The organism is Fructobacillus sp. ESL1117, assembly GCF_058508565.1.
In genome coordinates this window covers 593366-608559 of sequence record NZ_CP196385.1, presented here as the reverse complement: position 1 = coordinate 608559, position 15194 = coordinate 593366, and the positions used below count along the sequence as shown (strand labels likewise).

At 34.9% G+C, this 15194-nt stretch carries 12 protein-coding genes; all 12 read left to right on the top strand.

The window, feature by feature from the left end:
- The first annotated feature begins 24 nt into the window (after positions 1-24).
- The 12 genes from ACSYSH_RS02560 (at position 25) to ACSYSH_RS02505 (ending at position 15187) form a co-directional block, all read left to right on the top strand.
- Entirely contained in the window at positions 25-444 is a 420-nt protein-coding gene (locus ACSYSH_RS02560; protein ID WP_491702443.1) for a hypothetical protein, read from the top strand.
- A gap of 15 nt (positions 445-459) precedes the next feature.
- On the top strand, positions 460-2760 hold the full coding sequence (locus ACSYSH_RS02555) for a GH25 family lysozyme (protein ID WP_491702444.1): 2301 nt from the start codon (positions 460-462) through the stop codon (positions 2758-2760).
- A 116-nt stretch (positions 2761-2876) separates the two neighbouring features.
- Positions 2877-3911: an acyltransferase gene (locus tag ACSYSH_RS02550; protein ID WP_491702445.1), complete on the top strand. Its 1035-nt coding sequence runs from the start codon at positions 2877-2879 to the stop codon at positions 3909-3911.
- Between the two features lie 32 nt (positions 3912-3943).
- Complete coding sequence (locus ACSYSH_RS02545; protein WP_491702446.1) at positions 3944-5386, top strand: flippase; 1443 nt, start codon at positions 3944-3946, stop codon at positions 5384-5386.
- A 64-nt stretch (positions 5387-5450) separates the two neighbouring features.
- Positions 5451-6083: a sugar transferase gene (locus ACSYSH_RS02540; protein ID WP_491702447.1), complete on the top strand. Its 633-nt coding sequence runs from the start codon at positions 5451-5453 to the stop codon at positions 6081-6083.
- A gap of 34 nt (positions 6084-6117) precedes the next feature.
- Positions 6118-6744 (top strand): YveK family protein, encoded by a 627-nt coding sequence (locus tag ACSYSH_RS02535; RefSeq protein WP_491702448.1) that lies wholly within the window; start codon positions 6118-6120, stop codon positions 6742-6744.
- Positions 6745-6749: 5 nt separating this feature from the next.
- Entirely contained in the window at positions 6750-8141 is a 1392-nt protein-coding gene (locus ACSYSH_RS02530; protein WP_491702449.1) for a hypothetical protein, read from the top strand.
- A complete protein-coding gene (locus tag ACSYSH_RS02525; protein WP_491702450.1) occupies positions 8138-8908 on the top strand; it encodes a DUF4422 domain-containing protein in 771 nt (256 codons plus the stop codon). The genes ACSYSH_RS02530 and ACSYSH_RS02525 overlap by 4 nt, the downstream gene beginning before the upstream one ends.
- Positions 8908-10098, top strand: coding sequence for a UDP-galactopyranose mutase (gene glf, locus ACSYSH_RS02520; protein WP_489815830.1), 1191 nt, complete (start codon positions 8908-8910; stop codon positions 10096-10098). The genes ACSYSH_RS02525 and glf overlap by 1 nt, the downstream gene beginning before the upstream one ends.
- A gap of 59 nt (positions 10099-10157) precedes the next feature.
- The gene (locus tag ACSYSH_RS02515; RefSeq protein ID WP_491702451.1) at positions 10158-11099 is read left to right on the top strand and encodes a glycosyltransferase family 2 protein; all 942 of its coding nucleotides are present in this window, start codon (positions 10158-10160) and stop codon (positions 11097-11099) included.
- A 1307-nt stretch (positions 11100-12406) separates the two neighbouring features.
- The gene (locus ACSYSH_RS02510; RefSeq protein ID WP_491702452.1) at positions 12407-13312 is read left to right on the top strand and encodes a glycosyltransferase family 2 protein; all 906 of its coding nucleotides are present in this window, start codon (positions 12407-12409) and stop codon (positions 13310-13312) included.
- A gap of 153 nt (positions 13313-13465) precedes the next feature.
- Positions 13466-15187 carry a hypothetical protein gene (locus tag ACSYSH_RS02505; RefSeq protein WP_491702453.1) on the top strand — a complete coding sequence of 574 codons (1722 nt, stop codon included), beginning with the start codon at positions 13466-13468 and terminating at the stop codon, positions 15185-15187.
- Positions 15188-15194 lie beyond the last annotated feature (7 nt).

Sequence of the window (15194 nt, the reverse complement as noted above, 5' to 3'; positions counted from 1 at the left end):
AACGATTACTCAAGGAGAATTTTTATGAAAAAAATTGGGACAATTATTGGTTTTATTTTAGTCGTAGTTGCCGTTGCTATGGGTGGCTATGCGTTAGGGACTAATCACAATTCAAAACAGTCAGCAACTTCATCGAATTCGGCTTCAACCTCTTCAGCAGTGTCATCTGCAACTAAAAGTGCTAGTTCAAGTAGCTCAGCATCATCTTCTGCAACCAGTCAAAAGGGTGCCAACCCAGAAACATCAGCTAGTTATGATCCAAATAAAACATTGAATGGTCAAACGGTTGATTCATCAACGATTCAACAGGTAACAGCTCAGTTGAAGGCGGCTGGTTTGCCAGCTGATCAGTGGGCACCAAGTGATATTAAGCAAATTATTACGCAAGCATCACAACAGGGAATGTCACCCGTTGATTATGCTAAGCAAAACTATCATCAATAAGGAATTAAAAGAAACATGAATGTAAAAAATGGGTTACTGACATTAGCCGCTATCTCAACCTTTGGATTAGTGGTTGACCAAAATCAAATACAAGTACACGCTGACGGTGTGCCAAGAGTTACGGGGGGGCAAGCTGGCTTACCCCGAATGGATGTTGTGGATGTTTCTTCAAACAATGGTTACCTTTCAACAAACGACTTTCAAATCATGAAAAATAATGGTGTTAGAGGTATTATTGTTAAGCTGACAGAAGGGACATACTATCGAAATCCGTATGCCTCGAGTCAGGTTAATAATGCGCGTGCTGTTGGTTTGAAGGTCTCAGCATATCACTACTCTACTTTTAATAATCAAAATAATGCCCGATCAGAAGCAAATTTCTTTGCCGATTATGCCAGCCAACTCGGTTTTAACAGCAGCGATTTAATGGTTAATGACTTGGAAGATAGTTCGACGACGGGCGGAGATGTCTCTGGAAATAGTTGGGCTTTTAATGACCAACTTAAAAATCGTGGTTTTACAAACGGAGCACTCTATACGTATACGTCTTATAAAAATAATAATGGTTTAAATACTTGGTTTCTGGCAAATGACCATATCTGGATGGCCGCTTATCCATATTATCCGTCAATCAATAGTTTATGGAATAGTCAATATGGTATGTGGCAGTGGTCGTCTAACGCTGGCTTTGGCGGTATAAGTGGTACTTTTGATGTTTCCATCGATTATAGTGGGATTGCTAGCCAGCTATTAAATGGTTATGTGTATGATGGTTCCCAAGGCCATGATGGTTACCGCTGGTATGATAATGGTCAATTAGGAACAGGATTCCGATATTGGGCTGGTAGTTGGTATTGGTTTGATAATGGTGAACGTAGCGATAATTCTTGGCATAATGCCAATGGATACACGTTCTATACAGGTTCTAATGGGGCTACAGTGGAAGGGCTTCAAACGATTGGCAATTCACAATATTACTTTGGAAATGATGATTCATATTTCTTAAGAACAAATCAAAATGTTACGATTAATGGTAGCGCATACAAAGCTGATGCCAATGGGGTTTTAACATTAATTAAGAATGGCTATCTATATGATGGGTCTGCGGGACATGGTGGCTATCGATTTTATGACAATGATGTTTTAGCTAATGGATTCCGATATTGGGCTGGTAGTTGGTATTGGTTTGATAATGGTGAACGCAGTGATAATTCATGGCATAATGCTAATGGATACACATACTATACAGGTTCTAATGGCGTCGCAGTGGAAGGGCTTCAAACAATTGGTAATTCACAATATTACTTTGGAAATGATGGTTCATATTTCTTAAGAACAAATCAAAATGTTACGATTAATGGCAGCTCATACAAAGCTGATGCCAATGGGGTTTTAACATTAATTAAGAATGGCTATCTATATGATGGGTCTGCGGGACATGATGGCTATCGATTTTATGATAATAATGTTTTAGCTAATGGATTCCGATATTGGGCCGGTGGATGGTATTGGTTTGATAATGGTGAACGCAGTGATAATTCATGGCATAATGCTAATGGATACACATACTATACAGGTTCTAATGGCGTCGCAGTGGAAGGGCTTCAAACAATTGGTAATTCACAATATTACTTTGGAAATGATGGTTCATATTTCTTAAGAACAAATCAAAATGTTACGATTAATGGCAGCTCATACAAAGCTGATGCCAATGGGGTTTTAACATTAATTAAGAATGGCTATCTATATGATGGGTCTGCGGGACATGATGGCTATCGATTTTATGATAATAATGTTTTAGCTAATGGATTCCGATATTGGGCCGGTGGATGGTATTGGTTTGATAATGGTGAACGCAGTGATAATTCATGGCATAATGCTAATGGATACACATACTATACAGGTTCTAATGGCGTCGCAGTGGAAGGGCTTCAAACAATTGGTAATTCACAATATTACTTTGGAAATGATGGTTCATATTTCTTAAGAACAAATCAAAATGTTACGATTAATGGTTTGATTTATAAAACGAGTGCTGACGGATTATTAAAGCCATGGTATGGTTATATATGGGATGCTTCTTCTCAGAATAATGGATATCGTTTCTATGTGGATGGACAATTAGCAAATGGTTTTCGTTATTGGGCTGGAGGCTGGTATTGGTTTGATGATGGTGTTAGAAGTGACAATGCATGGCATTCTGCTTACGGATATCGCTATTACACTGGACCTAACGGTGTTGCAGTTCAAGGTTATCAAACTATTGCTGGTCAACGATATTACTTTGGAAATGATGGCTCCTATTTTTTGAGATAGTAACAGATAAAAAGATGATCAATTTTTTGATCATCTTTTTTCTGTTTATAATATTATTTTGTAGTAAACTTATATAGTTAATGATTTTTACTAAATAAATTTCGGAGCCGAAGAAAATGAAACGTTATTATTATATGGATGTATTAAATATTTTAGCTACATTTGCAGTTGTAGTATTACATTCATCTGGATTAGCATTCTTAAATACAGGCGGATATAGTTGGAACTTAGCAGTAGTTATTCAAATTCTATTTATTTGGGCTGTACCAATATTTTTAATGATTTCTGGTGCAAATATATTAGACTACAGACGTCGAAATGATACTTTGTCTTTTTTTAAGAAAAGAATGAATCGAATTTGTATTCCATTTATTTTTTGGACGATTGCTTGGTTTATATACTTTAATTTTGAACAGTATCATTATTCAATGAAGAGTATCAATACTTATATGATCTTATTTGATGGATTCGTGCATAATACTATACAGCCAATTTTTTGGTATTTCTATATTATTATTGGCTTTTATTTATCAGCACCGCTGTTAACAAAAATTACTAACAGGGAAAATAAAAGGTTAACAGAATATTTATTATTAATTAACTTCGTATTTGTTGGCATTATTGGCTATTTTTTTCAGATTAAAAATCAGCCTGATGCCACTATTAATCAGTGGATAAACATTGGAACTACAGGATCTATTGGATATGTTACTTTAGGATGGTATCTTAAGAATTTTCCATTAGAAAAAAAATTAAGAAAGATTTTATATATCGTTACTGCTATATTTGTGCTAATTATGATGATTCTTACTTTTGTATTTTCAGTAAAAAGAGGTGTCTACCAGCGAAATGCTTATGATGTTTGGGGGATTGGTGTAATTTGCCTATCTGCAACGGTTTTTACGTTTATACAAACTCATTTTAATAATTGGTTACCTTCTGAAAAAAATCAAAAATTATTAAGGTCTTTATCCTCTACTTCACTTGGTGTGTATGTTATTCATTATTTTTTTGTACATTATGCAGAGGTATACTTACACAGTGAAGCCTCTCTTTGGCATATTTTAGGCTTACCCGTTTTAGTTTGGTTATTATCTACAATAATCGTGCTAATTATAAAAAAAATACCTTATTTACGACGGATAGTTTAAATTATTTAATTCGAAAGTGAGTTTTTACTCCTATGCAAGTTGCAAAGAACTATTTATATAATGCAGCCTATCAGCTACTTAATATTATTGCTCCAATTATTACGTTGCCGTATTTGGCACGTGTGTTGGGTAAGAACGGTGTGGGTGTTGCTTCTTGGACAAATTCATTGGTAACATACTTTTTATTGATTGCTAGTTTGGGGATTGTTACTTATGGTTCTCGAGAAATCGCTTATGTTCATAAGAACGAAGCATTACGGCAAAAAAAGTTTTGGGAAATTCAGACGATTCACTTTATTGCAGGTTTTGTAGCCTTGATTTTGTATGTGCTATTCATTTATGCCGGTGGTGCGTTTAATCACCGAATCCATCAAAATGAACTTTTTTTGTGGTATCAAATTTGGGTGATTTTTTCAGGTATTGTTGATATTTCCTGGTACTTTATCGGTCTGGAAGACTTCAAAAAAACTGTTTTACGAAACATGATGATTAAGTTAGCGATGACTGTTTTGATTTTTGTTTTGGTGAAAAAGCCAACTGATATCGGTGCCTATATATTGCTACTAGCCTTGTCACAGGTTTTTGGTAATCTTTCGATGTGGTTCTATTTGATTGGCAAGTTCCGTTGGCCAAAATTGAAAGAGCTTAATTTAAAGTCACACTGGCATCCAGTTTTTATGATGTTTTTACCCACGATTGCGACGCAAATTTATTTGCAGCTAAATAAGACAATGCTGCCATTTATTACCGGGGCAACTGCTTCATCCGGTATTTACGATAATGCGGATAAAATTATTAAGGTTTGCCTGGCTTTGGTTACATCAGTGGGAATGGTTATGTTACCACGGATGTCGGCCCACTATGCTGCTGGTGAACACGATCAGATGAAGAAGGCAATTCATTCATCAATGGATTTTGTGTCAGCAATTGCCGTGCCATTGGCCTTTGGAATTGCGGCAGTTGGGCCAACGGCAATGCTTTGGTTTTTAGGGAAATCATGGGGAGACGTTGGCTCGGCCCTTGTTCTATTGACACCAATCATTGTTTTCATTGGCTGGTCGAATGTTATTGGGAACCAGTTCTTAATTCCTACGAAACGCCTGAGTGAGTATACTTGGTCAGTAACCTTTGGTGCCGTTTTAAATGTTTTTCTGAATTTTTTCTTAATCTTTATTTGGGGCGTCAAGGGGGCTGCATTGGCAACAGCTATTTCAGAATTTGCTGTTATTGCTTATCAACTATTTGTGACCAGAAGTGATATGAAAGTTCGAGCCCATTTCGTAGGGCTATGGCGCTATCTATTGGCCGGACTGGCAATGTATTTTGCGGTACTATACTTTGTTGCTAACCATGGTATCGGTATCAAGAGCACATTGATTGAAGCGGTTATTGGTGGTTTTGTTTACTTGCTTGTGCTCGTTATTCTTAGAGCTCCGATTTTAAAGCAGTTATTGAATTGGCGTTCCTTCCGCTAATAGGGTGATTCTGGTATAATAAGAATTGTTGTGCACTAAATTTTAAATATTGGAGGATGGGGTTTTGAAACAGTTCCTGTTTTATCGCCTTCCCAAACGAATTTTAGATATTGTTGTTTCCTTGGTAGCTTTAATTGTGTTTTCACCAATTTTTTTGGTAATTGCGGCGATTATTAAGTTCAACAAAGATACAAGTCATGTTTTTTATGCCCAAGACCGTGTCGGTCAGGGTGGCAAGCATTTTAAAATTTATAAGTTCCAGTCCATGGTTGACAATGCTGATCAAATTCTTAAATCAGATAGCCAGTTATATCAAAAATTTGTTGATAATGGTTATAAGTTGCCAACTCGAGAGGACCCCCGAATTACGAAAATTGGGGCGATTTTGCGTAAAACGTCACTCGATGAATTGCCACAATTCTGGAATACTTTAATTGGGAATATGTCAATTATTGGCCCACGGCCAGTGGTTGAGAGTGAATTGGTTGAATATGGCGACGAAAAACGAATTCAAAAATTTTTGTCTGTCAAGCCCGGTGTTTTCGGCCTCTGGCAAGCTTCCGGGCGATCTAATATCGGATATCCAGAGCGGGCTGAAATTGAACTTGACTATGTTGATCGTGCAAACTTAGGTTTGGACTTTAAAATTATGTTTCTAACAGTTGTTGCAATTTTCAAGGGCGATGGAGCCTTTTAAATAAAACTGTATTTTCCAACGAGGAGAAGTAAAAATGGAATTTTCATTAACTGACTTGGCTAAACGCTTTTGGCATTTTGCTTGGTTGATTGTACTGTGTGTCATTGTTTTTGCTGGTTCAGGGTTCTTGTACGCTAAATCTGGAAAAGTTATTACTAATTTTTCGGCTAGTCGAACAGTGTTAATTGCTAAGAGTAATACAGATGTCCGTGATCCGAATTCGCGTGTTCAAGCTGATAAGGCATTGATTCCAACTTATCAAAAGGTCGCTCAGGACGATGCCGTTGTAACTGCTGTTCAAAAAGCGTTGCCATTTGAAATGAGTAAGAGTGATATTTCATCTGCCGTGAACGTTCAAAGTCCGACAGATACTGTGGCACTTTCATTCCTAGCTTCTGGGTCGACGACCTATCGAGCAAAGACATTAGCAAACGTTTATGCAGAAACATTTGCTACGGTTGGGCCAACGCTGTATTCTGACATGGGTAAGCCTGATGTGTTGTCAAAGGCAACAGGATCTGATGTTACTCGTTCAGCATTAAAAAATGCAAAGAAGTTAACGATTTTTGGCGCCTTATTTGGTTTTGTTATTTCAGTATTTTGGATTTTGATTTCAGGAATCCGTTCTAATTATTTAATCGCAAAAAACAAGGATAAGTAGTAATAATGGTTAATTTTTTACTGCCAATAACTTTTTTTTCAAAAACATATAGCTATTCGCTTGCTGAACCAATGGCGATGATTTCAATGCCCTTTTTTATTGCTACTATTTTGGTTCAACTTTTTCGATTTCCACAACGAGTAAAAAATATCATTCCGTCAATCTCTGCACTTGGTCTGGGACTTTTTTTCTGGTCACTACAGTTATTGTCAATGTTTGTTTCATATGGTTCAACAGGGGAAAGTAAGCTTACATCTGGAATTGTCCATTCATCAATTATTTTATTTGGATGGACTCTTGCTGTGTACGTGGCATGGGCAGTCATTCAAGTAACAGTAGTGAATGAGCGAGATGAAAAATCATTTATTAAGTCAGGCCTGATTGGTCTTTCGTTTTATTTGCTTTTAGTCGTTTTTCCTCAGTTTTTAGTCAGCTTCCATTTTAGTACTTTTGTAACCTATGTTAATGGCATTGCTGGAATTTTTGAACAACGATGGCGTACGATGGGGGGGTACGATATATATTCTAATGGATCATATGTTACGTCACAGGGTAGAATAAATGGTTTGGAACCAGAGTCTTCTTATCTAGCTAATTTATTAGGAATTGTTTATTTACCAATATTGATTGGCTTGACTGTAGGCAAGAAAAATATATGGAATTGGGTATCTTCACAGAAGAAAAATATATTTTTAAATAGTGTATTGGCTCTGAATGTTTTATTAGTGTTAGTCTTAGCTAAAACAACCACTGGTATTCTAACGGCCTTTGTTGCTTATATACTTTGGATTATCTGGTCAAAGGGTAAATTGCGCACAAGTTTGTTGATAACGGCAGCATCTGGATTGATGTTATTGACAATTGCTTATCTGACGGTTCCGATTGTTCATTTAATTTTCAATCAATTTCTTTTTGCAAAGCAAGGAACGGATAACCGATTAGGGGGAACAATCGCTTTAGCAAGCACTTTTTTGCAACATCCTTTCTTTGGTGTTGGTTCCGGCTTTACGTCCTATTTTATTATTCAAAATGTGCCAATTTCAACTACCCAAAATTTTGAGTTTCAGCATCTTTACTCACAATATGGTTTTCCAATTTTATCGGATTTTCTCGGCTGGTTGGCAACCTACGGATTAGTCATAATGATACCGGCTTTTTATTTGTTATTTAGGTTGATTTCAAGGGATTTTTTGACTCAGTATGGATTAAAAAATAGAAATGATTTAAATATAGATAAAAGCTGGTCACGCGGATTACACGTGAGCTTTATTACTATGGTTATATTGATTGCGTTCTCATCTATTTTTATTATTAAAGTTTATTTGTGGCCGTATCTTTTAATGTTCTTCTTTTATCGGAAACATATTATGCGTTTGGAGGAGGAACTGAAGCAATGAAAGTTTATATTGCAACACACAAACCATATGAAATGCCCAAGGATAAGCTTTATCAACCATTGATGGTTGGTTCATCTTTAAGAGAAGAAATTCCAACTGGTTATCAGCGCGATGACCAGGGCGAAAATATTTCGACTAAAAATCCGAACTTTAATGAATTAACTGGCATTTATTGGATGTGGAAAAATGCCGAAGAAGATTCAGTCGGTTTGGTTCATTATCGCCGTTATCTAGGCCAAAAAGGTGGCCATGATTACGCTAAACGGCTCAATCACAAAAACATTGAAAGTTTGTTGAGTCAGTTTGATCTGATATTGCCAAAAGAACGCAATTATTACATTGAAAATCAGCGGAATCATTATCTTCATGCTCATGCTCATGAACCTTATGCGATAATGGAGCAGGTTATTCAAGAGGATTACGCAGACTTCTATCCGGGATTCCAACGGATGGAGCGATCAACAAAGGCGCATCTGTTTAATATGTTTATCATGAAAAAAGAAGTTTTTGATGATTACGCAGATTTTGTTTTTGGTGTTTTGGGAAAAGTGCAAGAAAAAGTGGACTTGTCCACTTTGCATGGTCAAGATACTCGTGTTTTTGGTTTTTTGTCAGAACGGTTAATGGATACTTGGCTCAATACTCGAAACTACTCTTATACGGAAGTCCCGGTGATTAGTCTTGAAAAGACGAATTGGCTGGACAAGGGCACGCAATTTTTGAAACGTAAGTTTCTTCCAAATTCTAAGAAAAAGGTACATTTCTAATGGCAAATAAGTTTAATACTAAAAATTATGATTACTTAATCGTTGGTGCTGGTCCCTTCGGGATGACTTTCGCCTACGAAGCAGCAAAGCGTGGTAAGCGTTCGTTGGTTGTTGAAAAGCGCCCGTTTATTGGCGGTAATACACATACGCACGTGGAAAACGGCATCACTGTTCATGATTTTGGTGCTCACATTTTCCATACTGATAACAAGGAAGTTTGGGATTACGTCCAAAACTTTGCTGAATTTAACAACTTCCAAAACCAAGTTGTTGCCAACTACAACGGTAAGCTCTTCAACTTACCATTTAACATGAACACGTTCTATCAAATGTGGGGGACAAAGACACCTGCCGAAGCTAAGGCTAAGATCGAAGAACAAAAGTCTGCTGCTTTAAAGGAGTTGGGTGATCGTCAACCACGTAACTTGGAAGAACAGGCGATTTCATTGATCGGAACGGACATTTACCAAGCTTTGATTAAAGGTTATACCGAAAAGCAGTGGGGTCGTAAGGCAACTGAATTGCCAGCATTCATTATCAAGCGTTTGCCAGTTCGTTTTATTTACGATAACAACTACTTTAACCACCGTTACCAAGGAATTCCTGTTGGTGGCTATACACAGATTTTTGAGAACATGGTTAAACGTTCAAATGGATTGATTGATGTCCTGACTGATACTGATTTCTTCGATCACAAGGATGAATTTATGACAGAATTCCCACGTGTTCTTTACACGGGAATGATTGATCAGTTCTTTGATTACAAGTTTGGTGAATTGGAGTATCGTTCATTGCGCTTTGAAAGCGAAACGATTGACTCCGATAACTACCAAGGAAATGCCGTTATTAACTATACGGATGCTGAAACACCATTTACGCGTCAAATGGAATGGCGTCACTTTGATGGTTTGGCAGATGAAGGAAAGACCATTATTACGCGTGAATACCCACAAGACTGGGATCGCACGAAGGAAGCTTACTATCCGGTTAACGATGATAAGAATACTGAATTGTATAAGCAATATGTGAAGGCTGCTCGTGAAGAGGCACCTGAAGTACTATTTGGTGGTCGTTTGGGTAAGTATCGTTACTTTGATATGGACCAGGTTTTCAATGATGCCTTTAACACTGTTCGCCAAGAATTTGGTGTGGCAGATGACTTTAACTTTGCACATGATGATGTGAAGTAAGGAAAAGGTTGCCCTATTTTTGGCGGCCATACATATTTGTTTTAAAAGGGAGAGCAGTGATGGACATCAAGGAACAATCAACGGTATTATCACTCATTGTGCCGGTTCATAATGAAGAAGATACGATTCAAATTTTTTATGATGCCATTCAGAATGTTAAGCCAGAAGTTGCAGCAAAGATTGATTTTCATTTTATTGATGATGGTTCAACAGATGAAACATTAGCAATTTTGCGTCACTTAGCAGACCAAGATGATCATGTGCATTACGTTTCTTTTTCACGTAACTTTGGTAAGGAAGCTGGCTTATACGCTGGATTACAACAAGCTACAGGTGACTATATTGCAGTAATGGACGTCGATCTGCAGGATCCTCCTGAGTTGTTACCGCAAATGTTAGCAGAAGTTCAAAGTGGAGAATATGATGCCGTCGGTACTCGTCGTGCAAATCGCAAGGGTGAGGCTAAGCTACGGTCATGGTTTTCTGCCCAGTTCTATAAGTGGATGAACAAGGTATCGCAGACTCATCTGGTTGATGGTGCTCGAGATTATCGGGTAATGACAAGACAAATGGTGAATGCCATTCTGTCGCTGTCTGAAAATCAACGTTTTTCAAAAGGAATTTTTACCTGGGTCGGTTTTAAAACAAAATATATTCCATATGAAAATCGAGAACGCGTTGCTGGAACTACTTCTTGGTCATTTTGGAAGCTAACCAAATATGCTATTGAAGGGATTGTTTCTTTTTCTACAATGCCATTAACAATAGTGGCCTTCCTAGGTTTACTATCGTTTGGCGCTTCAATCGTAGCAGGAATATTTATTGTTATTCGAGCTTTAATTTCAAATAGCTCTGTTGCTGGTTGGCCATCGATGGTAACGATAATTCTCTTTATCGGTGGTATTCAAATGTTAAGCCTTGGTATTATCGGTCGTTATATTGCAGCTATCTTTATGGAAACAAAGAATCGACCAATTTATATTGCTAAGGAAACAAGATAGATTAATAAATAATTACCTATTTATATATCGAAAATAAAATAGTTAAACTGTAGGTCAATTACCGATGTTAATCGGTAATTTTTTTATTTTGATTCAAATAATTTTATTCTTTCTAATTTTTTACTTAAATTAATTTTTCAAAGTATTTCGTTTTGCATCAATTATGTAAATAATCCTTATTTATGTCCTGCTAGGCGCTTTAATATTTATCTAACAGAAAAATCACTTTCATTCAAACGTTAATTATAATTAACGTTTGAATGAAATGTAGTATTTAAATAAGAATGTATTTCAAATTTTTATTGTTAAACGTGTATAATGCTCACGCAGTATTCGTATTTTATGACAGAAGGATTAATCATGCATAAAATTGAATTTTCTAATCTTAATTATGCTATTTGAAAACAACATTTTTTTGTTCGAGCACTAATTAATTTGAACATGTTTGACTATTTATCAAATGGGTTTGATAATCATGGCGGTTAAATCATTTCAAAGGGTTCTTTTGTTTTAAGATCTTGATCAAATTTCTGATAATGCGGATATGTTTAATGATATTTTAAAATAAGGTAGATATGTTAAAAAATGAAAAAAATTATAAGTGGTGTTACTGTTTTCTATATATAATTTAACCAATATTAGTAGTTAATCTTAACTATAACAAAATGCTAAATGTGCTAGAAAAGCTCAATAAAAACTAACGTAATTGTAAAGAAGGGATTGGCTCCATGTATGAACCGTTAAATGCAATTAAGAAGGATGGAAAGACATAAATGGACATAGTAGATTATCAATGAAGTTTTAGGAAATATTATAATTTAATATGATTGATAAAGACAAAGACGATTGGTAATATTTGTACAGGTGAATTGTGCCCATGAATATAGGATTGAAAAGCTTCAGATTCTGGTAAATATTTTCGTATCAATTATTATGGATAGTTTAAGTCCGAATTTGGTTACTTCTATATTTTGAGGTGCGGTATTATTGATTATCATGTCGAATTATGTTGTATATAATTGGAAAGTTCATTGAAAATAACTTATTATGAATCTCATCCGTAAAATGTGTAGGTGAATTTTATAATTAAACCAGTAAGGAAGTGCGTAAGGTATTTTGGTCCTTGAAGGTAAACTATTAGGTTGTTAATTAAGACGTTTTATTAGTAAAAAAATCAAATTTGTCCATTTTATTTATTATTTTGATAATTATTATAATTAGTTGATAGATATTTTGAATTATATTGAATAAGTTATACTTGAGTGTGATATAATTTAAAGAGAATTTTTGTAGAAAGTGAATTATCAATGGAAAATACAAAAAAAGTAAGTGCAGTCATAGTAACTTATAATCGTTTAGATTTACTTAAAGAGAGCATAGATGCTCTTTTCAATCAGGACTATAAATTATCTCATATTATTGTTGTGGACAATAATAGTAATTTAGACACTAAAGAATACTTGGAATCACTTGGAAATAAAATTGATTATTTACGACTTCCAGAAAATATTGGCGGTGCGGGTGGATTTAATAAGGGAATTCGGTATTTTGTTGAAAATACAGAGGACGATTATCTTTGGCTAATGGATGATGACACGATTACCCATCCTGATTCTTTGTCTTCATTTATGGAGTATGCTCAGTGTAATTCTGATTTTTCGTTTTTAGCTTCTAAAGTTCTATGGAAAGATGGAACAATCGCTAAAATGAATTTGATGGGCTATATGAATGGCCGACGCATTCCAGATTCAGAAGGAAGAGTTGTTGAGACAAGAAATGCTACTTTCGTTTCACTTTTATTAGATCGGGAAGTTGTTGTTAAAATTGGACTCCCAATTGTTGATTTCTTTATCTGGGGTGATGACATTGAATACACAGAACGAGCAGCTCGTCTTCGACCTGGATATTATGTTCCTAGTTCTCAGGTGACGCATGCCACAAAGGGAAACTTTGGATCATCTTTGTTAAATGATTCGTCAGATAGGACTCCTCGCTATTTTTATCACTATAGAAATAAAATGTACTACGCTCGTCAGCGAAAATTATATCGTAAGCTAAGAGCCGAGGTACGTCCTTGGTTAGATTATGTAAACATTTTGTTTTCTAAAACAGATAATAAAAAAGAGAAGCTAGCAATTATTCGCAAAGGCGTTAAAGCTGGACTGAAATTTGATCCAACAGTTGAGTTTGCTAAGGATAAAAGAGAAAAATAGTTTATGATTAAAGCCCTGAGAGTTTTAGAAACTTTTGGGGTTTTCTTATGATTAAATTTTTTCATATTAGTGATATTTTATTTTTTTTAAATTCGGAATATGCTACTATTGTAAATATTGCTGTTTAGAAATTAATATATTTTGGAGAGAATAATGGTTTGTTATCGAATAAGTATAACTGTAAAAGACGTTAAAAAAATATTGAATGAAATTTGGCCTATTATTTTTTTAATGATTGCTTCGCTAATAATTTTAAATAACACAATTTTAAATCCAGTTAAATTGCCAATTGATAGTTATTATCATTTATCGAGAATTGAAAATTTAACGGGAAGTTTTTATCAATTTTTATATCCACAAAATTTCTTAAGCTTGGGACAAGTTGGAGTTGCTAGCAATATATTTTATCCTGCAATTGGGATGCAGTTAATTGTTAATATTATTCCCCATAGTTTAGGAATATATTGGATATATAAAATTTTTATTGTGCTTTTGTGTTTTATCAGTGCATTGGTATCATATTTGGTATTAAGATTTAAAGTTCAAACATCAAAAGTTGTATCTATTGCACTATCATTATTGTGGAGCTTTTTAGTTTTTCCTTCGTCAAATATTGCTGAAGCTTTAGCTAAAGTAGGAATTCCATTAATTTGTTATGGATTAATCCATAGTCAAAATAGAAAATCTTATAAGTATGTAGTTGCCGGACTGACAATTTCTTTCATGTCTCACATATTAACTAGTGTGTTTCTTGTAGGCTTTGTAGCAGTGTATTACTTAGTAAGTTATGCGTTAAATAAAGAAAAAAAGGAGGGATTTAATTTACTCCGGGTTGGATTATATACTCTTTTCACGACAGCATCTGTAACCATCCCACTTGTATTTACTTCATTTAGCAATCATATTAAATCACCAACATATAGTTCGTGGCAATTTCAAACATGGTTTGATTCAATTGATGGTTTATTCTCAGATAAAAGTTTTTTAATTTTTTTAATTATGATTCTGTTCTTTTTAGCTTCAATGGTTCTTTTGAAAGATGTCTTTTTAGGACAACAAATTTCATTTCTTCTTGCTATTTTTGGGACAGGTGCAATAGGTTGGCAAAGGTTTTTGCAACATACACCACTTTCAGTGATTCAAATTCCTGGTAGAATTTTTTACTATGGTATGACAATTTGTTTTTGCTTTTCTATTTTTTTGTTTGCAGCAGGGAAATGGTCTAAAAAATCTGAAAAAATATTGACGATGTTTGTTATATTAATTTTAGCAATTGTAGCATCAATTGATCGATCAAATAGTCAACCTGACGTTAATTATAGCGGTCAATACAATGTTTTATCTAAACGAAGTGTTAATCAATATTATTTAACTGGTCATGATGGATATGGTTTGGATAAAATGGGTGCTTTCAGTCAGGAAACGATGTCTAGTCAGTATATGTGGCAGTTAATGAATTATGCTGATTATTCTCCAAAAGAAGTTTTTATTAATAAAGGTACTGGATTTCTTCGTAATGATGCTGGTACAAAAAGTGTTGCTGAACATAAATTGATGAATCAAAATGGAGAAAGTATTGATACCACAAATTATAAAATTGCATCGAATAGTATTACTTTTCAGTCTGTAGAACCAGTTGAAAAAGGAAATATTAAGTTACCCGTATTTTATTATAAGAACTTTTTAAATGAAGTTTTAATTAATGGTAAAAAACAAAAGTTTAAGAATGATGATGGCTTAATAACTGTGAATAGAGAAAATGGATTGAGAACAAATGACATTGTTCAAGTTAAGCAATTCATACCAATTTGGGAGATTATTGCTATGTTTATATCAGTAGTTTCGATTATTTGGATATTCATCTTTAAAAAGTAGTGTAGAT